The organism is Paenibacillus sp. FSL H7-0940 (genome assembly GCF_037979415.1).
Taxonomy (GTDB): Bacteria; Bacillota; Bacilli; order Paenibacillales; family Paenibacillaceae; genus Paenibacillus; species Paenibacillus amylolyticus.
On sequence record NZ_CP150280.1, the window covers coordinates 587,031 to 606,679 of the forward strand.

A 19,649-nucleotide genomic window follows, 5' to 3' on the forward strand; every position below is an offset into this window, starting at 1 on the left:
TCATGAAAGCATTTGAACTGCACATCTGGCATGATACTCCGCGAGCCCCCTAGCGAATTGCTGATCAGGGAATTGTCTATGAAGCAGTTTCAATCCTCCTGATATCAAGGACAAATGATGGCAAAATCGATAAAATGTCATCCGCTCCGGGTCAAGATCGTTATTTTTTAAGTAATGATAAAAGTCTCCAAATCGAAACTCCAGAAAGCTATGCTCATGTTCGAGATCGAAGAATCCTGCGCCCTCAATATCAATAAGGCATGGTTGCATAGCATGATCTATCCATATATGATCCGGACCTAACTCTCCATGAATGAAACTATAGAGATCTCTGGGTTGAATTGCTGATTCCAATTCGTAAAGTTTCTCAAGCAACCTTTCGTCATTTTTCCTTATATCTGTCATGTGTTTGGATGCATAAGATAAGGCTGTTTCGGCATCTAACCGCTGAACTTGGTAGCAAGGTCCAACCTTTTTGCTGTTATCGTTGGCGTTTCCATAAACGTTTCTTTGGATTCCATGCATATTAGACAACATATCCCTGATCCGTTGAAACAACTCATCCCGATCTTTGTGATTTTTATGCTGGAAATAGGCTTCGGCTTTCTGTCCATCCACATACTCAACAAGAGCAAAATCATAAGAGCGCTGGTCTCTATCGTTATTTAGATCATACAAGATTGGTGTTCGAATTCCATGTTGAGCGAGAAAGCGAGTATTCAAAGAGAAAAGTTCGCTGCCATAGGAACTGTGGAAAGTGGGTTCATTCAAGATCTCTTCCTGAAAATAGTTGCTGGAAATATCCCAAACGTACAGCATACAAGTGAAACCATTCGTGCAGTCAATTTTGTAAATGACTTTTTGTGCGCCTCCATGTATTCTTGCGCTCTGCGTTATGAGGTAACTGGCACCAAATACATGTTGCACATAATCCTGTAATTCTTCACGAGTAAGATGGTTGTTGGACATCATCGACTTAAGCTCCGTTTCAACTGTATTTTGCCGGCCAGCAACCTAAATATATAGAACATTTTCCCAAAAATATAGACTGTTTCTTTTTGATCTGTTAAAGTGTTGATTAAGGTCTGTATATTCATATGTATATCAAAGCAAGGGGTCGGGTACTCACGTTAGTGGGTGATCCGGCCCCTATTTTGCATGCAAGTTGACTCTCTGTTGACTATATATGACCAATGATTTTAAGGAGCTGGGAAGCCATCTTACATTTCAATGAACATCTTTTATTATGGAACAAGGCATCTATTAAAATAATGGATATTCGCCATATAACTATGCAAAGGAAGGAGGGACTTCACTCCTACCGATTCCCCCTCGTTCCATGCGTTAACGAATCTAGCACATCTTAAATGGTGGATTATGAAAGACTACAAGGTTTAACAAACCTCAGTAACGCTATTCCGTCATAAAACGGTGTCAACACCTTAAAAATGGACCGAACTGACGAAATAACGTCTCTGGGATTCGTTAGAATTTAAACTTGTGCTAATGAGAGCAAATAGCGTGTGCTAGATTCATTAAAATAATATAACCCTAACGAAGGTCCGCATCGTTCGATGTGGGCCTCTATGTAGTCTATAAAAAATAAAAAAGTACACCAACAAAAGATGAATCTAACTTGTCATGGTGTTTTATTTATCGCTATTTGACCCGTATAATTGATTAAAATGTACTTCATTCGGAAGGAGACATCATTCTTTGAACTATTATTTTCTGGAATCTCAATACCCACGTAGAGGGTTTATTAGTGGCGGAACAACCTTCACTCCCCAATTAGATATGAATTATTTGGCGATAAAGAATCCGTTGCCAGAGGGGACAATGGCAGAGGTTGAGTTACTGTCTACGGTGCGCAACCTGAACGTAGATTATTTTGAGACGATCACAGGAACGAGACACGTATCAGATCGTTTTAAAACGCTGTTGGAGGAAACGAAAACAAACACACAGTTTATTCCGACAACGGTGTGTTACCACGAAGGTCGTGCGGTTGAAAAAACCTATTGGACTGCACATCAGCTTGATCGTTTGGATGTTTTTGATTATGAACTTTCGGAATATGGGCGCAAAGCGGTCATTGCTGCATCTGTACAACAGCCTCCACGTAAGATCGTCAAAGTTGTATCTCAAATCTGCCTTCATGAAGAGCGAATTGGCGAGCATGAATTTTTTATGCTGGATTATATAAATATCTTCAAACCCATTGTTTCAAAAGATTTTTACGAAGTATGCCGAAAACATAAGCTGAATCTAAACGTTACAGAAGTCGGAGATGTAAGCACCTAAAATGTATGGATATAATGAAAGCACAAAGAAGCCCACGCAAAACGTGGGCTCTTAGTCTTTATTTTTCCCCGGTAGCCACCGGATTCTTAGATTGTGAGTTGCTTAACTCGCCAAAATGATGTTAATGTCCTTTATAGTTTGATTTCGTGCACCTTCTACATTTAAGCCATGCTTAGTATAAAATTTAATACCTTCTGAGAGAGAAAAAGTAAAGTTACTACTGGAACCGTTATACAGGGATTCTAAAGAGTTTTGATAATTTATTATATCAAAAGATACTTGAGAGTTGAAAATTATGCCGTGATGTGTACTTTCACTCATTAGATATGATTTGATTGACTGTTTTTTCGTTTCTGTTGGGGGCATAAGAGGAATTGAAGATGGATTAGTCTCAAATGGTTGAATTAAATCCATTTCAATTTGATTCTCTATAGTTAAATTATCAGCACCAACAAATGTATAAAACCTTTTACCATATTTTTTAGTGACTTCAAGTAGATTTAAATCAGTCCGAGATTCATTTAAAAGGTATGCATAGGTTTCTAACATTGGAAAATCACCAAATACTTCTTTGGAACTTGGATTAAAGTTGTAAGTTACATTAAAGAGGTAATCCTCAATAGATAGGTTCCCAGAGAGATCAAATCGAGTCTTGTTGTAAGCTGTGGTATCATCATAACCCAGAGAAGTGTAGAATTGCTTGCCAGCGATAATTGATTTCTGTTCAAGTTCTTTGTTTAACTCCACTTCATTAAGATTTTCAGCGTAGTTTTTTAATGTTTTGAGTTGACTCTGGTTTAAATTATGTTCAGCAAGACTATATAGTAAGTAGCTTTCTTTCAGAGATATGTCTTGATTAGTATTAAAGATGAAACTTGGATACTTTGTATGTGGGACTAGTGACGAAATCCCGAGATAACTAAAGTTGTCATTGATATAATTATTAGGATGCGTTCTGTAGTGTGGTCTAACATAGGTACCATCTTTTCGGTAATATCCGTTTACATATACGAGATTTTCAATCTCAGCATTTCCTACATAATTATTTCCTTTGTACAGATTGACTGTATTTGACAAGCCGAAATAATTATTATCTTGAGTGTACGTAGGTACGTAAGGTTTATAACTAGAGTTATTATCTGTTGTCCCACAGCCTCTATAGTATCCACTCACTCTCGTTCCATTTTTCTTAGTATAACCACTTACGTATGTACATTTAGCTTCAGCAAATCTAGGTGAAATAGAATCTAGGAGTAATGATAGCAATGCTATAGTGAATACGATCACTATAAGTTTCTTTAACGAATTGTTTTTTACCAAGTAATATCTCTCCTTAGGACTTTAGTAGGTACTCTATTTCCTTATAGTACCATTTCTTCGTGAGGAATGAAGTTTTTTTTATGTAGTTTAGTTCACGTTACATGTTCATATCTATTTTAGAAACGTTTTTTAAGAAGTACACTTGGTAACAGAAGATCATCTAGGGGAGCAATCACTGCCACCTAATAGATAATATTGAAGAGAAAATCAGCCCATCCATTCAGACATCCTGAAGCAAAATACCGCCTGAATTTACTACAGGCGGTATTTATGTCAATTGGTTCTTTTGTATTCCCTATAGATCGTAACTTAAACCTCTCCCACAGTTCCCACCGGATTCTCCTCATAACTAATCCAGTAACTCCAGCTTCCGGAATACAACTTCACATTTGAGTATCCCGCTTTTTCCAGTGCAATCACGTGCGGACAGGTGATTAAGCCTGAACCGGAGTGCAGTAGTATTCCTGGGGCGGGTTCATAGACATCAAGGACATACATAGTTTTCCTGTAACTTAATTTCGTTTGTTCAAATCTCTGAAGAAGGATCCTTAAGTTAACTAAATGTATTTAAGTTTTACATGACTTAGTTGTGGCAAGTATATTTACAGTTTTTTTAAAAGTTATAAGTTTATTCTTGAAATGTAGCTCGTTAATGTTATGTTTGTTGACGAAAAAATATTGTTGTAAATGTATTTATATGTTATTGTGTTAGAAAATATTACATAGTACAGAGGGGGAACGTAATGTTTATTAACCGAACGATTAGGAAATTTGGGGTTTCAGTAGGGATTATAGGTATGTTTACATTTGCTCTACCTTCAGTGGGTTTTAGTATGCCGCTACAACCAACAACCATCGATAAGGTAGAAGGTGATTATTATGTAACGTCTGCGATTGAGAACATTCGCTGGGGATCACTGCCTAATCGAGAAAGCTCTCCGATTCTTACTGTACCATCAGGAAGTGCTGTAACATTTGACACGGTATCGCATGAGGGACTGATAGAGGATCAAGGGAGAAATCCAGTGGAGTACTTCGGCAAATTCGGTATCTCACCCGATGGAGTATTGGATGATGCGAAGGTGATTGCGGCTTCTGAGATTAAGCATGATTATGTAAAAGACGGACCTCATATTATCACTGGGCCAGTAGAGGTTGAGGGAGCAGAGCCAGGAGATGTTCTTAAAGTAGAAGTCCTTTCGTTGCAAACTCGAGTTCCGTATGGTGTCATTTCTAACCGCCATGGTAAAGGTGCCCTTCCTAACGAATTTCCAGAAAATACAGGCCCACAAGAGGGAGCTAGCGCAACAAAACCGGAATTATATAATAATGTATCCATATTTACGCCTATTGAAGAAATCAACGGCAATTGGTATGGAGTATTACCAACAAAAGCTGGCAAAAATGTACGTTTCCCAATTAACCCGTTTCTAGGTGTCATGGGGGTTGCACCAAATACCAGTGAAGTTGTAAGTTCTATCCCACCTATTGAAACAGGAGGGAATATGGATATTAATGAGTTGGGTGTTGGTGCAACTATTTATTATCCGATTCAAGTTAAAGGCGGGTTATTCTATACTGGAGATCCACACTTTGCTCAAGGAGATGGGGAAGTAGCGTTAACTGCATTGGAAGCTTCCTTAAGGGGGACAGTTCGGTTAACGGTGTTAAAGAAAGGTGATCCATCACTACCACACAGTGGAGAATTCACGCAACCCTTTGCTGAAACAGAGGATTATTGGATTCCAATTGGATTGGACCCTGATTTGGATGAAGCAATGAAAGAATCAGTACGTGAATCGATTCAATTCTTATCTGATAAGCTTGATATGGATAGAAGTGTAGCTTATGCGTACCTATCGGCCGCAACGGATTATGAAGTATCTCAGGTTGTAGACCGAACGAAAGGGGTTCATGGACTCATTCGAAAGACCGATTTTCTTGAATATGTTGACGTTGCAATGAACGTAGGTGGTACGTTAATCAAACCGGTTGTTCATAACGATGAGTTCTACGTACCGATTCGAACCATTTCGGAGCTATTGGGCGGCACAGTAGAATGGGATCATAAGACGCGTACAACGCAAATCAAATTAGGCACGAAAAATATAAGTGCTCAAATTGGTTCAGATGTGTATTCAATTAACGATAAACTAGTATTCAATAGTAACGTACCAAAGCTTTTAAATGGCGAAACCGTAGTTCCGGTTTCTGTTATTAATGAAATACTAGGTGCTTATGTCAACTGGACGACGATCGACAAGACGTTAACAGCTAATGTATCGTTAAGTAAAAAGCAATAATAGATTTCATTATTCAACCGTGGTGGACAGATGTCCATCACGTTTTTTTGTTATCATGAATCAAAAAAAGCTGCCACGTAATGTCTACTTCTGTATGCTTGTAAATACTTACTGGGTTGTGTTGTTGACTCGATGTTGGCTCCAAACATAGAAAAATACACCGCTGGGGCAGATAAGCCACCTGGCGGTGTATTCAAATCGATATACTGCTATACGTCTTTGTCCGCTTCCGCATTACCAGTAGCCACCGGATTCTCCTCATAACTAATCCAGTCGCTCCAGCTCCCGGAATACAATTTCACATTTGTATATCCCGCTTCTTCCAGTGCAATCACGTTCGGGCAGGCTGATACGCCGGAGCCGCAATACACGATAATCGCGCCATCCTTGTCCAGCTTACTGAAACGCTCTTCTAACACCCCAGTATCTGTCCAACGTCCGTCCCAATCCAACACATCTTTCCAAAAATAATTCACCGCACCCGGAATATGTCCGGCCTTGGCATCAATCGGTTCCTCCAGACCCGCATAACGGCGAGCATCACGGGAGTCAATTAGCACGGCACTGCCATTTGCCGAAGCCTGCTGAACATCCTCAACACTTGCCAGCATGGCTGGCTGCACATTCACCTCAAAAGAAGCCGGGATCTGAACTGGCACATCCGCGGTCACTGGGAATTTGGCGTTTTTCCAAGCGGAGAAACCTTCGTCCATGATATACACCTGTTCATGACCGATATAGCGAAGCAGCCACCATAGCCGAGATGCATTCATCCCGCCTTGATCGTCATAAGCAACAATACGACTATTGGAGCCGATGCCAGCTTTGGAGAGACGACTTGCGAGCACAGCCGGATCAGGAAGTGGGTGACGTCCTCCGTGCGAAGACACAGGAGCGGACAGATCTTTTTCCAAATCGAGATAGACAGCTCCTGGAATATGTCCAGCTTCATAGGCTTGTCTTCCAGTCTCCGGCTGACCGAGCAAGAATCGGCAATCTGCAATAACTACATCCGGTTCATACATTCTGGCGAGCAGCCAGCGCATGGATACAATATTTTTCATCAAAATACACCGCCTTATGAGAGTGGTAGAGTCGTTTATTACTATGCATTAAGAAAAAATACGTTATACCGTGGTAGGTTCAACAGGCCCTTTGCCAGCGATAGGAGCATCAGCAGGAATGGGTTGAGGTTTGGTTTTGCCATATCGAATGAAAATCCATACCCCGAATATAATGACCACCCCGGCAGACATCTGTAATGCACTGAGGGATTCGCCGAGCAGCATCCAGGCCAGTAATGAAGAGAATACGGGTTCCCCAAGTACGCCCATGGATACCGTCGTGGCATTCATATATTGAAGCAGCCAGTTGAAGAGATAATGTCCAAAGATCGTTGGCACAATGGCGAGCAGCAGGAAGATTCCCCACTCTGACGCAGCGTAACCTCCGAACGGGTGGCCCATGATCAGATTATATACCGCCAGCGTGCAAGCGGCTACGAAGAACACCCAGAAGTTATACGAAAAAGCACTAAGCCCCGCACGCAAAAATTGACCCAGCAACATATGAACGGCGACTGCGATTGTGCCAAGCAAAGACAGGACATCACCTTGCAGAGCAGTACCTGCCAACTGGAAATCTCCTGCGCCAATGACGATTGATCCAAACAGGGCAATGCCCATGCCGATGATCATCATGCGGTTAATTTTGGCTTTGAACAGCCATACCGAACCGGCAAGAATCAGTATAGGCTCCAGCGCGAGAATAACTGTGGAACTGGCAACACTGGTGAGCCGCAGCGAACCCATCCAGAGCAGAAAATGAAGGGCCAGCATCACACCGGATGCAAGCAGCAAGCCCCACTGCCGTAAGCTCAGACGCATCATCTCATGTCTGTATTTCCAGACAAACGGGAGCATTAGCAGATTTGTCAAAAATAGACGGTACATGGCAATGACCGCAACATCTGCGGTAGACCAGCGTACAAAGATCGAAGAAAAAGAAATGGCGATAATGCCGACAAAGAATAACAGATAGATGGATCTGCCGGCACGGTTCAAGCTTGTCATGGGTGTAGCTCCTTCTTGAAGTCTGATAGCGTAAATCACTTCATTATACAGGAGAAGACAACCGCAGGAAAGATAAAGAGAACGAAGAGATAAGTAGATTGTAACCGGGCTTGTAACTATTCTGTCATTCTCCCGATCCATTTTTCTATTAATCTTCTATATAGAGACATGAAACGAGATAATATACCAATAATCGTTAAAAAATGAAAGTAAGGAAGTGGCATGACAGTGAGAGTTCAACAAGAGAGAGCGGGAGAACGTGGCAGTATTCCGCCTAGCACAAGTCGCACGAAAACACATAAACGAAGAAAAATCCGGTATGGAAGGGTAATCATAGCTCTAATGCTCCTGGTACTGTTCGTTACCGGTATTACATATATATTCTTTGGCATGACGCATTGGATCAAAAGCGTTGTGGCGCCGCCTCCGATTACTGTAATCGAACAGCCGGCCAAGCTCGGCATGATACAAGTTACTCCTGATGCGAAGGAGGAGCCGGCACGGTTCCAGGGCCAGGTTCGCAAATTGGCTTACATAACGTTTGATGATGGGCCAACTGAATATACAGAACAACTGCTGGATATATTGAAGCAGCATGAGGCGAAAGCTACCTTTTTTATGATCGGACGTCAGTTGAATCAGCATCCGGAAGCAGTGAAACGGCTGTTGAAGGAAGGCAGTTATCCTGGGCTTCACAGCATGACGCATAACTATAAAAAGCTGTATAAGAGTGGCAGCTCTGCGAACTTTGTGAAAGAGTTCAAGAAAGAGCAGAAGATGGTGCAAGACCTGATTGGTTTTACGCCTCATCTTATTCGTGCACCTTATGGCAGCAGTCCACAGATCGGTGAAAAGTTCAGAGGGGACATTGCTGCGGCCGGGTTCAAACTGTGGGACTGGACGACAGATTCACTCGATTGGAATCTTCCAGGTCAGCCGGACAAGATTGTGGCCCGGGTGAGCAAAAGTGTACATCGGGATAAGGAAGTGATTCTGATGCATGAGCGGGAGCAGACGGTTCAGGCTTTACCACGCATTCTGAAGTTACTCGAAGATCGGGGTTACGAGTTCGAAGTATACGATCCGGATGCACACTGGGTAGCCAATTTTAGCGGAGATACCCGCTTGTAATATAACAACAAGATGATGCAAGAGAGGAAGGACTTTGGTGCTAACGAGTAAAAAAGTGGCGCTTGCGGCAGTTAGTGTATTGCTAATTCTGCTGGCGAGTGGTTGTGGAGATCCGCAGGAGCCTGCGGCAAATCAGATAAACCAATTGGTGCTCAGCGGTCAGGAGATCGATCAGAGTTTGAAGACGCTGACCAGTCATGAGCAGGAAGATATGAAGTTATACAAGTCTATTTTAGACAAAGGCAAGAACAAAAACAGTGATCTCGAAGCACTGCTGGATCAGGCAGCAGATCATATCCATGAACGAAGAACGTTGTTGAAAAAGGCGGAAGAGGCCATGAAACAGACCAACGAGAAGACGGTGGCCCTGCGTGGTTCCCTTAAGGAACTATCATTTGAAAAAGAAGAAACGTTGGCACAGGCTGAAAAGGTGCTGGATCAATATGAAGCAAGAGCACGTGCATTGGAAAATTTTGTTGCTTCGTATCAGTTGAGTCTGAATGCCGATGAGCAGTTGTATGATCTGATGAGAGAAAGTGCAGAACCTAATCTGGTTAAGATTAAGCGAGCTATTCGGGTACGGAATAGCGAATATGCGAAGCTTGCTGAATTCCGAAAGCAATTTAACCTCCAGACCAAAGCGTTTAACGGAGCCAATGCCAAACTGGTACAGATGGATAAGGCCAGCTGAGTAGAGGATCTGAGCAACGATTCAGATATTTTGCATGATTGAGCTGCCTGTCTCCCGTGTAAGTACTAGTATACAGCCAAGCCAATGGATGAGAAGCAACATGGACAAGCATCATTGCGTATAAGCTAACGGAGGTGTTCATATGCGAAAAGGAAATACAATGAAAGTCAGTGCATCACTCCTGGTTTTACTTATGGGATTCTCGCTTGTGGCCTGTGGGAACAGTAATCCTGCTGCACAGCCACCAGTGAATAATACGGAAGAACAGTCACCAGCACCGGAGCAACAACCAAATGAAAGTGCTGCAATAGAAGCAGAAGGTATTCTGACTGGATGGGCTGATCCGCATACCGTTGAGATTCGAGTGAATGAGAAGCCGATGTCATTCCAGGTGAGCGAAGATCTGCAGAAGTCTCTGGATGATATCGATGACGAAGATTCCGTTCGTTTCAAATATGTAGAGAAAACGATTGATGCAACAACGAAACAGTTGGTACTTACAGAGATTGCAAAGATTGAATCGAGTGATGACAATAACGGTTCCAATGCAGGCGGTACAGTAACGTCTGATCGTCCGAAGACATCAGAGCTGGAAGTGACGGTAGAAGGAATGACCGAGAAACGCCCAGTGAAACTGGCACAAGCGAAAGGTTATTCACTTTATGTGTTTGAACCGATGGCTTTTGACGCCGAAGACCATGAATTAACAATGAAGATTGATCCGGATTACGAGGTAGAGATTGAGAAGCTGCCGGCGAATTACAATCTGGATGCGCTGAAGATGGATGCCAAGGAAGAGTTGTCCGAGACCGGAGAAGTGAAGCAGTTAACGGCTGAACAACTCAGCAACGGCCCGATGAAGGATGCAAGATTATATATGATGTCCCAGAATGATAAGAAGACAGAGTATTTTATTGTGAAAGAACTGGACGGCAATGGTTTCATTTTCCACATCCAAGCACCTATTGGTGAACCTTCGGAAGGTTTCCTGCCCATGGCATATGCATCCCTCAATTCCATTATGAATGAGTAGAAAATTAAATTAAAAAGATTCCCTAAACAGCGTGTTTCCTTGAGAGAGGAGATGCGCTGTTTTATTAACGTTACTACAATATAGATAGGATGTACCGTGCCGTGCCACGCCGTGCATAGACAAATAGCCGGAAGGAGCGATGCAGCTGCATAGGTTCCTCCCGGCTTCTTGGCCGTGCTTCTATTCAGTTTGCAGGATCGAACCCATGCCTTGATCCGTTAATCAGGTTAGTATAGTCGATTCCTTGCGCCCTCTGAGTTCCTGATAACGGGCGATTACATTCTGATGAACGGGATGTTCGTCGGGAATTCCCATGCGTTCATGGATGAAGGCGGAGACGCCATCTTCACGAATCATGTGTTGTAGCTTCATGGCTTCCTCGTCGCGCTTGTCATTGAACAGCATTGCGGCCGCCATAGCAGAAGTTAAATGAGGAATTTCAATTCCGAATTCACTGGCCTGCATCGCTGGGCGAACAAGCCGATCATGAGGCGAAAGCTTGCGAAGGGGGGAACGTCCGACCCGGGTGACCTGATCTGTCAGGTTGGGATTGGCGAAGCGTTCCAGTATGGTATCGATATATTTGTTATGCTTCTGAGCGTTGAATTCGTGCTTCTGGATAAGCATCTGACCGGTCTCTTCCATAACATGGCGCACTTTGGCCCGCAGGGTGGAATTACTCATCACCTGTCGGATCGTCTTGAATCCTTCGAGATAGCCGAAGTATGCGGCGACACAATGGCCTGTATTGACCGTAAACATTTTACGCTCGATATAAGGTTCAAGCGAATCCACATAGTGGACGCCATCTATTTTCTTAAATCCATCCAGAAGTGCTGGACGATGAACGACCCATTCGTAAAAAGGTTCAACAGTGACCTGCAGCGGGTCTTTGTGGTTTTGAGCCGGAACAATCCGGTCCACAGCTGCATTGGGGAAAGAAACATAACGTTCGGCTTTATTGCGAGTTTGTTCATCCAGAAATGGATAGATGCGTTTCTTCAACCTGGTGCTACCACCGATGGCATTTTCGCAAGCGATAATATGCAGTGGAGCCTGATTATTGTTTTTCATGCGAAGTTGAATGCCTTTGGCGATCGGTTCGGCGATATCTCCGAGTGCAGATACACCCACCGCGGTTGTGATCACATCGGCTGAAGCGATCTCTTCAGCAACCAGATTCTGCTCATTCACATTAATAGCCGTCACGTTGTTGACAATCGTAGTGTCCTGATCTCTATTGGCAAGTGTAATCGGATATTCCTGTCTCTCTTGAAGCATGGAGATTTTCTTCGGGTTACGTGCGACAAAGCAGACTTCGTAGTCGGAAGCGGACAACATATGACCGATAAAACCGCGGCCTATATTGCCCGCACCAAAATGTACAGCTTTCATGTGTGAACTCCCCCTTTAAGGATTAAATCGCGAAATTCGTGCAGACCTTAGACGGTAGTGACGAGTGGCTTCGAAATCAAATCGTTAAATGTAAGGTCAGTCAAGCAAGACAGCCGTTGGTGAGGCATATCGAATTCCAGTGTTCCTGTGATGGTATTCGAGATGACTACGCAGTGCATACCAGCCGCAGCAGCTGCACGCGCGCCGTTAGGTGAATCCTCAATCGCTACGGCTTCGTCTGCAGTTACTCCAAGGGCTTCAAGCGCTTGAGTGTAGAGTTCCGGGTCAGGCTTCACATTTGCAACATCATCTGCCGTACGAATGACTTCAAAATAATCTTTTAGTTTCAGTTGTTCCAGATGTTGTTCAACCCACTCCCGTTTGGAGCTGGATGCTACAGCCAGTTTCAGTCCGGCTTCACGTGCTTGTTCAAGATATTCCTGAATACCAGGACGCACCTTTTCTTTGTTCATCAATGCAGCGTGCTGCAACTGAACGGATTCCCTGAACGCTTCCCGATCGATCGGAAGATTTAAATCTGTGATGAGGTACTCATATGGATTAAATGTTTTCAGACTGGTACCGATGCATTGTGAATACATCTCCAGGGTTAAATCTACGCCGTGTTCCTTGTAAGCATCACGAAAAGCAATATACCATGCTGTCTCTGTATCAATAATCGTTCCGTCGAAATCAAACACCAGTGCCTTAATCATAAATTTGTTCCTCCTATTTCAGAATTAGTTTGGGGATAAATATAAAAATGAAAATTTTCTGCAAATTTATTCCCTGTATTCATTAACCTGCGGGATATTAGTTGACGCAATACACCGAAAACGAATATTAATTTGGGAAAAAATATGCGTTTGAAGCTAATAAAACCGTAACATAGGACAAACCGAAGGGTCAAGCGCGTCATGATTGTTTACATTGAAAATTTTCACGTGTATGATTTGTTTTCAGAAAATGATGAACGTTGCAAACCGTTAACCCTTTTGCATGTAAGCGGTGTACTGAATAAACTGTTTTTACAGCTCAAAAAAATAAAACTTTTTTTATGAAAATTGGATAGTCTGGCCGTTCAACAGCTTTCGACACTTTTATAATAGAAGAAATGGAGATTAATTTATTGGATTTTATTAGCTTTACGCCAGATCAGGCCCTGTGGGAGAATGGAAGAAAGATTCTGAAAGTATATGGAGTAAGGGAGGAAGACAAACATGCTGCAAAAGGACCGTTTCAATGGCTGCTTCATCGGGCTTGCAGCGGGTGATGCGTTGGGAACTACCGTGGAATTCAGTAGCCCGGGCACATTTGAACCCGTAACGGATATCGTGGGTGGCGGTGTATTCGGACTGGAGGCAGGGCAGTGGACAGATGATACATCCATGGCTCTGTGTCTGGCAGAAAGTCTGGTACGCAAGGCAGACTTTGATCCTGCGGATCAGATGCGCAGATACATCAATTGGTACAAGGTCGGGTATATGAGCAGTACAGGCGATTGCTTTGATATCGGCGGGGCCACGCGAAGTGCCTTGGAGAGGTTTGAGATAACTGGAGAAGCTTACAGCGGATCAACTGACCCGATGACGGCGGGCAATGGCTCTATTATGAGGCTTGCGCCTGTCGCGATGGCTTACGCTAATCGACCAAACGAGGCGGTTCGTTATGCCGGGCTGAGCTCCCGGACAACACATGCTGCAACAGAAAGCGTGGAAGCATGTGAAGTGCTGACCGCCATAATTGTTGCCGGTCTGCGCGGAGCGGACAAGAGCGTCATGCTGATGCCGGAGACATGCAGACAGTGGAGGGAAGAACCTACTTTTTCGCCTGCAATTGAAGAGGTTGTGATGGGTTCCTATCAGAGCAAAGAACCGCCGGAAATTAAGGGCAGTGGTTATGTGGTTCGTTCACTTGAAGCAGCACTATGGGCGTTTCATAAGTCCTCAAGTTTTGAGGAAGGCGCGTTGTTAGCTGTTAATCTGGGTGATGATGCGGATACCACGGGTGCGGTGTACGGACAAATCGCAGGTGCTTATTACGGGCTAAGCGGCATTCCGGCACATTGGCGGAACAAGCTGGCTATGCGTGAAACGTTCGAACAACTAACAGATGCCTTGTGGTTGAAGGCGACAGAAAATCGCTGATTAGAAACAGGAGAAGAGAACATCTATGAGCACCACAGGACACACAACAGAACCACAGGCTTCGCAGTCAGGTAAACGAGGGGCGTTTCCAATATCCCTGTTATGCCTGACGATAGGGGCTTTTGCGATTGGTATGACTGAATTTATTATTATGGGCCTGCTGCCCAATGTGGCAACAGACCTGAATGTAAGTATTCCGCAGGCAGGACAACTCATTACGGGATATGCGCTTGGTGTAGCGGTAGGTGCGCCGATTTTGACCGTATTTACACACAAGATTCCGCAGAAAAAACTGCTGGTACTGCTGATGTGCATTTTCATTATCGGGAACGCATTGTCCGTTATTGCTCCCACCTATGGGTTGTTAATCTCAGCACGGATATTAACGGCATTTGCTCATGGTACGTTCCTTGGTGTAGGTTCAATCATGGCAACGCGGCTTGTTGCGCCAGAGAGAAGGGCAGGAGCGGTATCGGTTGTTCTCGCGGGGCTAACGATTGCCAACATCATTGGCGTTCCGTTTGGTACATTTATCGGGCAACAGCTTGGATGGCGGTCATCTTTCGGGGCGATTACAATTCTGGGCATTATCTCATTAATGGGGATTATTCGTTTTATTCCGGTTATTGCGCAAGGACCGCCTGCAAACCTCGGTCAGCAATTTCGAAATCTGGTACGTCCACAAGTGTTGCTGGTTCTGCTTATTGGGGCGTTGGGGTGCGGAAGTTTGTTTACAGTCTTCACCTATATTACACCGATGCTTGTGGATATTAGCGGCTTTGCGGAGCAAAGTGTGACCTGGATTCTGGTGTTGTTTGGCGTCGGTGTAACCTTGGGAAATTTGGTTGGCGGCCGTCTGGCAGACTGGAAGCTGATGCCTTCGTTAATCGTCAACTTTGGGATCTTAGCTGTTCTGTTAGCTGCACTTACGATTACACTAGAGAATCCTTATCTCGCGGTAATCACCATATTTTTCTGGGGGGTTGCCGCGTTTGGTATTATGCCGGGACTTCAGATTCGGATTATGAATATGACCCGCGAAGCGCCGCTGCTGGCGACAACCTCAAGTCATTCGGCATTTAACCTGGGAAATGCCGCTGGTGCCTATATGGGTGGGTATGCAATTACGCATACAGGACTTATCTCAGTGCCTTTGTATGCCGCAGTAATTGCTGCACTGGGTTTGTTGGGTTTGTTCATCAGTCTGTTGATGAAAGACAGACTGGCTTCACCCGAGGGTGCAGAGGTAGTTAATCCAGTATCCGTACACTAAACAGATGTCAAGAAAGCCTCAGCATCCTGTGTAACCAGAGGCTGAGGCTTTTTGGGCATGTTGTTTTAATAGATTTCAAGCTCATTGATTCGCACATAGGTTGGCTGATGCGAAGGACCTTTACTCGCTACGACACGGATCTTGGAGGTACTGACTGCTGAAAATGTGTGTGAACGCGTTAACTCTTGATTGCCTGTAATCTGTACAAGATTCACCCAATTTGAGCCATTCCAGTATTGCAGATCATAATTGGCAAGCGGGTATCCCTGGGTGGTATACAGATCAATTCGCTGGATTGAACTCGATGCCGGCAAATCAATGACGACATATTGGGGAAGTGAGGAATTACGGTTATTGGCCCAGCTATAATTTTCCCCCAAGGCCGTGTTACGATCCCCGTCATTGATTCGGGCTGCTGAATACCCGGGATAGGTGGAAGTTACAGTTATGGCAGCATTTCGTGCCAGGTTCTGTCCGGTTCCCGGATTGGTAGGGGTTTTCACCAGATTCACCAAATTCCAGCGCAGCTCGAAGAGTTTGAAGGACTTATTAAATACAGCTCCTTCTCCTTTGACGAGAGCATCAATCTTTAGAGACATGGTACTGGGCACATTATTGCTGCTTGTCCATTTTCCTGTGCCTTCAATGCCGGCAAAAACACTTACCTCAAGTATTTTTTTGCCGGCAATTTTCAGACCGACTTCCGCTTTGGCTCCTGCCCAAGCAGTGATCTGTCCTTCAATTTTATGGGTTACCGTAAGATATCTGTTCACACTGCTGTAAGGCTGGATCTTCACGGGAATAAAGACACGTGTTTTCCCTTTGACTCCCGCGGTAACCGTGTATCCCTGATCGACCTGAAATTCAAAGGTGACGTTGCCGTCAATACCGATGACCAGAAAAACGCCGACAGATACGGCTCCGAGATTGCCAGCACCAATGTTGAAGCCCATGATTGGAACTTTGACTTCTTTTTTGAACTTGGCATCACCTTTGATATAGATGTTGGCTTTCTCACCAGCAGTAAATTTCAGATCATATTTTCCCCAAAATCCGTATTTCCCCGTAACTTTGGGTGCAATCAAGGTGAGCTTGCCACCTGCTTCAACGAACACTTTGTTACCGTTTGCATTTTGTTGATTTACAAGTACCTTCTTGAAATCACAGACAAACTCATTGCCGGATTTTTTGCAATTGGCAAAATCACCTGCTCCAGCAGCACGAATCACATCATTCAGATCCGTTGAATTAATATCAGTTAATTCCGTGTAGTTTATTTCATTCAGATCCATATCATTTGTATCATTCATGTCCATGGAATTCACATTATTCAGATCCATGGGTGCGATATCCGTGGAAGCGATATCCATTGTTTCCGCATCCGCAACCATGTCCGTATTTGCATCCAAATCATTTTGAATCGTGTTGTCGATGTCGAACTGTCGCATTTCAGCATCGTCAGCTATATCGGTCTCTAACAAGGAAGGGGTTTCCTGAACAAGCCATTCCTTGCTATCCAATACCATCTCAGGATCAGGCATGACGATATTGCGCTCTTCGAACGAGACCTCCTGCTCGGGAATATCATAGTAATCGAACAATTCCTCCACACCCGGAGTGGTGTAATCTACCCGCATACCACCAGAGCTTCTATTGACGCTTGTAACTTTGATAGCCCGGGCAGAGGACTGATCGAGAAAGATCTGACCAGGAGCTAGGTTATTACCGATCTGGGCAGCCTCTTGGGTGCTAAGTTCTATAGAACCTTTCTCTTCCACCGTTTCAAAGACGGCATTTACCACGGGAAGTCTCTTCACCATGGAAGCAGGCATGGGTTGGGTCGGTTTTAACTGATAATCGACTTGCTCGAATTGACCTGAAGAAGAAATGGGGTTGCTAATAGCCAGTCCATCTTCGGAGACGTTAAATGAGATTCGAAAATATGCTTCTGAAACTGGAGCATTCACATTGGTCTTGCCTGCCCAGATCCAGCGTGCACTGGTCTCCTCAGGCATGCCACTAATCTGTTTCCAAGGATCACTGCCATACCGTCCGAAGTCAGTAGCACGTGACCATGACGAATCATCGAATTTGGGTTGCTCCCAACCTTCGATATATCGTTCAGATACTTTCCAGTTGAAATCCGTAACCAGATTCTCATCTCCGTAGCTAAGGTCTGCCAGCAGTCCCGCATAGAGGCCTATATCCTTCGCTTGAACTGCAATCACATTGATGCCAGATTGAATCGGCACAGGGAACGTATAGGCTTTGGCCCAGTCGGTGCCTTTTCCCGTCTGTCTGCCGTTTATAAAAAGTGTGAACTCATCATCTGCGGTTATGGATATTTTTCCTTCATTGTTAGATGCAGCATAGACATTGGATGGCCATAACCCCACAAGTAAAGGCAGCAATAATGTAATAACCAGGAATGAAGCCCATGCTTTTTTGATCGAAAAGCGTACATTGAACATCATCATTTTCCTCCCAGAAAATAAAGTAGTTGCAAAAGATATTGGCGGCCGAAACGTTGAAACTTTTGCGTAAGCATATCTCAGAAGAAAAATATTATGAATCTATTGAAATTGTTCATAGACACCCCCCTATGGAAGCTATAATAAGGTAAAATATTCAATTTAACAACAGTATTTTACAATTTTAAATTATGATTCGAGAATAAAGAAGAAAGAAGAAAAACTCTGATGCTATAAGATCATTGAATTGAATCGCTAGAAATGAAAATATTGTTGCAAAAAATGGATAAATAAGTTTAAATATACTATATAAGTAATTCTATGTCGGGAAAACAGAGTGTAATCTACATGTTTCAGTGTTTTTCTGAAGGGAAGGGAGGTGATCTAACCTGTTTCTTGTAAGGGCTTTCAATTTTGGGTTAAGAGGAAGCTTGCTTCACCGCGTTAGAAAAAAGTTGAACTTCAGCATCAAGCGTAATCCAGTGAAACTTCGAGAAACGCATACTTAAGTTTGACAAAATTGAGAGGAGAAATTGAGATGAAAAAACGTATTACAATCCTTTTAAGTCTTTCGATGATCGTTGCCATGATTGCCCCAACAATGGCTTTTGCTACGGATTCCAGCGAGGTTGGGGCTCAGAACACAGCGTATGAATCTATGAATGTATCCGGCAATGACGCAAACAATGCGCTTGCTAATACTCCGGTGGTGCCGGCACCACCGGGTTTTGATGGCTATCGAAACAATATTCCGCACGGAAATACCAATCTGATATCCTATTACTCCACAACGGTGGGCAATACACGGAAAGCGACCGTGTATACACCGCCAGGATATTCTCCGAATAAAAAGTATAACGTCTTGTATCTCCTGCACGGCATCGGCGGGGATGAGCATGAGTGGGTCAATGCAATGAAACCCAAGAACATTTTGGACAACCTGTATTCGGAAGGCAAGCTGTCCCAGATGATCGTTGTCATGCCGAATGGCCGTGCCATGAAGGACGACCGTCCAGTCGGTGACATTTTTGCTCCGGACAAAGTGGCTGCGTTTGAACGGTTTGAGCAAGACCTGCTCAAGGATCTGATTCCTCATATCGAGGCCAATTATCCGGTATACAAAGACAAGAATAGCCGTGCGTTGGCCGGTCTGTCCATGGGTGGTGGGCAGTCGCTTAACTTCGGATTGAAAAATCTGAATACCTTCGCTTGGGTAGGGGCCTTCTCGGCTGCACCGAATACGCAATCTGTATCACAGCTGGTTTCCAACCCGGGACAAGTAGCCAGCCAACTCAAATTGTTGTGGATCTCCTGTGGATCAAGTGACGGTCTGTTATGGGTCAGCCAGAACTTCAAAAACGGCTTGAGCAGCATGAATATTCCGCATACCTTTTATCTGGATGTAGGTGGACACGAACCATCTGTCTGGAACAGCGGCCTGTATCAGTTCTCACAACGAATCTTCAAATAATTTAATTTGAATTAGCTTCTTGAAGCAATCGACAGGAG

Annotated in this window: 15 protein-coding genes; 8 read left to right on the forward strand and 7 right to left on the reverse strand. The window is 43.9% G+C overall.

The window, feature by feature from the left end:
• Entirely contained in the window at positions 1-972 is a 972-nt protein-coding gene (locus MHB71_RS02475; RefSeq protein WP_340028781.1) for a phosphotransferase, read from the reverse strand.
• Positions 973-1,716: 744 nt separating this feature from the next.
• Between MHB71_RS02475 and MHB71_RS02480 the strand changes: the two genes are divergently transcribed.
• Positions 1,717-2,304 carry a DUF1629 domain-containing protein gene (locus tag MHB71_RS02480; protein WP_340028782.1) on the forward strand — a complete coding sequence of 196 codons (588 nt, stop codon included), beginning with the start codon at positions 1,717-1,719 and terminating at the stop codon, positions 2,302-2,304.
• A 102-nt stretch (positions 2,305-2,406) separates the two neighbouring features.
• Here the strand turns inward: MHB71_RS02480 and MHB71_RS02485 are convergent, their stop codons facing one another.
• Positions 2,407-3,624 carry a hypothetical protein gene (locus MHB71_RS02485; RefSeq protein WP_340028783.1) on the reverse strand — a complete coding sequence of 406 codons (1,218 nt, stop codon included), beginning with the start codon at positions 3,622-3,624 and terminating at the stop codon, positions 2,407-2,409.
• 743 nt (positions 3,625-4,367) lie between these two features.
• On the opposite strand from MHB71_RS02485, the gene MHB71_RS02490 reads away from it, so the two are divergent.
• Positions 4,368-5,927: an acetamidase/formamidase family protein gene (locus MHB71_RS02490; protein WP_340028784.1), complete on the forward strand. Its 1,560-nt coding sequence runs from the start codon at positions 4,368-4,370 to the stop codon at positions 5,925-5,927.
• Positions 5,928-6,136: 209 nt separating this feature from the next.
• On the opposite strand, the gene MHB71_RS02495 is transcribed toward MHB71_RS02490, so the two are convergent.
• Together MHB71_RS02495 and MHB71_RS02500 are read right to left on the reverse strand one after the other, a co-directional pair.
• The gene (locus MHB71_RS02495) at positions 6,137-6,991 is read right to left on the reverse strand and encodes a sulfurtransferase (protein WP_340028785.1); all 855 of its coding nucleotides are present in this window, start codon (positions 6,989-6,991) and stop codon (positions 6,137-6,139) included.
• A 63-nt stretch (positions 6,992-7,054) separates the two neighbouring features.
• The gene (locus MHB71_RS02500; RefSeq protein WP_340028786.1) at positions 7,055-7,999 is read right to left on the reverse strand and encodes a DMT family transporter; all 945 of its coding nucleotides are present in this window, start codon (positions 7,997-7,999) and stop codon (positions 7,055-7,057) included.
• A gap of 228 nt (positions 8,000-8,227) precedes the next feature.
• Here MHB71_RS02500 and MHB71_RS02505 point away from each other — a divergent pair, with 228 nt between their 5' ends.
• The 3 genes from MHB71_RS02505 (at position 8,228) to MHB71_RS02515 (ending at position 10,854) form a co-directional block, all read left to right on the forward strand.
• Positions 8,228-9,130 carry a polysaccharide deacetylase family protein gene (locus MHB71_RS02505; RefSeq protein WP_340028787.1) on the forward strand — a complete coding sequence of 301 codons (903 nt, stop codon included), beginning with the start codon at positions 8,228-8,230 and terminating at the stop codon, positions 9,128-9,130.
• Between the two features lie 37 nt (positions 9,131-9,167).
• Positions 9,168-9,821, forward strand: a complete 654-nt coding sequence (locus tag MHB71_RS02510) for a YkyA family protein (RefSeq protein ID WP_340028788.1) — start codon at positions 9,168-9,170, stop codon at positions 9,819-9,821.
• 142 nt (positions 9,822-9,963) lie between these two features.
• Positions 9,964-10,854, forward strand: a complete 891-nt coding sequence (locus MHB71_RS02515; RefSeq protein WP_340028789.1) for a hypothetical protein — start codon at positions 9,964-9,966, stop codon at positions 10,852-10,854.
• 222 nt (positions 10,855-11,076) lie between these two features.
• Here the strand turns inward: MHB71_RS02515 and MHB71_RS02520 are convergent, their stop codons facing one another.
• Together MHB71_RS02520 and MHB71_RS02525 are read right to left on the reverse strand one after the other, a co-directional pair.
• Positions 11,077-12,249 carry a mannitol-1-phosphate 5-dehydrogenase gene (locus tag MHB71_RS02520; protein ID WP_340028790.1) on the reverse strand — a complete coding sequence of 391 codons (1,173 nt, stop codon included), beginning with the start codon at positions 12,247-12,249 and terminating at the stop codon, positions 11,077-11,079.
• A gap of 47 nt (positions 12,250-12,296) precedes the next feature.
• Positions 12,297-12,965 carry an HAD family hydrolase gene (locus MHB71_RS02525; protein WP_047843848.1) on the reverse strand — a complete coding sequence of 223 codons (669 nt, stop codon included), beginning with the start codon at positions 12,963-12,965 and terminating at the stop codon, positions 12,297-12,299.
• Positions 12,966-13,469: 504 nt separating this feature from the next.
• Between MHB71_RS02525 and MHB71_RS02530 the strand changes: the two genes are divergently transcribed.
• Entirely contained in the window at positions 13,470-14,396 is a 927-nt protein-coding gene (locus tag MHB71_RS02530; protein WP_340028791.1) for an ADP-ribosylglycohydrolase family protein, read from the forward strand.
• A 25-nt stretch (positions 14,397-14,421) separates the two neighbouring features.
• Positions 14,422-15,669 (forward strand): MFS transporter, encoded by a 1,248-nt coding sequence (locus MHB71_RS02535; protein ID WP_340028792.1) that lies wholly within the window; start codon positions 14,422-14,424, stop codon positions 15,667-15,669.
• Between the two features lie 65 nt (positions 15,670-15,734).
• Here the strand turns inward: MHB71_RS02535 and MHB71_RS02540 are convergent, their stop codons facing one another.
• Positions 15,735-18,146 (reverse strand): hypothetical protein, encoded by a 2,412-nt coding sequence (locus tag MHB71_RS02540; RefSeq protein WP_340028793.1) that lies wholly within the window; start codon positions 18,144-18,146, stop codon positions 15,735-15,737.
• A 532-nt stretch (positions 18,147-18,678) separates the two neighbouring features.
• Here MHB71_RS02540 and MHB71_RS02545 point away from each other — a divergent pair.
• The gene (locus MHB71_RS02545) at positions 18,679-19,611 is read left to right on the forward strand and encodes an alpha/beta hydrolase-fold protein (RefSeq protein ID WP_036615244.1); all 933 of its coding nucleotides are present in this window, start codon (positions 18,679-18,681) and stop codon (positions 19,609-19,611) included.
• Positions 19,612-19,649: the final 38 nt, after the last annotated feature.

Coding starts and splice junctions, on each gene's coding strand:
- MHB71_RS02475 (WP_340028781.1), bottom strand. CDS start 972: ATGATGTCCAACAACCATCTTACTCGTGAAGAATTACAGGATTATGTG.
- MHB71_RS02490 (WP_340028784.1), top strand. CDS start 4,368: ATGTTTATTAACCGAACGATTAGGAAATTTGGGGTTTCAGTAGGGATT.
- MHB71_RS02495 (WP_340028785.1), bottom strand. CDS start 6,991: ATGAAAAATATTGTATCCATGCGCTGGCTGCTCGCCAGAATGTATGAA.
- MHB71_RS02500 (WP_340028786.1), bottom strand. CDS start 7,999: ATGACAAGCTTGAACCGTGCCGGCAGATCCATCTATCTGTTATTCTTT.
- MHB71_RS02515 (WP_340028789.1), top strand. CDS start 9,964: ATGCGAAAAGGAAATACAATGAAAGTCAGTGCATCACTCCTGGTTTTA.
- MHB71_RS02520 (WP_340028790.1), bottom strand. CDS start 12,249: ATGAAAGCTGTACATTTTGGTGCGGGCAATATAGGCCGCGGTTTTATC.
- MHB71_RS02525 (WP_047843848.1), bottom strand. CDS start 12,965: ATGATTAAGGCACTGGTGTTTGATTTCGACGGAACGATTATTGATACA.
- MHB71_RS02530 (WP_340028791.1), top strand. CDS start 13,470: ATGCTGCAAAAGGACCGTTTCAATGGCTGCTTCATCGGGCTTGCAGCG.
- MHB71_RS02535 (WP_340028792.1), top strand. CDS start 14,422: ATGAGCACCACAGGACACACAACAGAACCACAGGCTTCGCAGTCAGGT.
- MHB71_RS02540 (WP_340028793.1), bottom strand. CDS start 18,146: ATGATGATGTTCAATGTACGCTTTTCGATCAAAAAAGCATGGGCTTCA.
- MHB71_RS02545 (WP_036615244.1), top strand. CDS start 18,679: ATGAAAAAACGTATTACAATCCTTTTAAGTCTTTCGATGATCGTTGCC.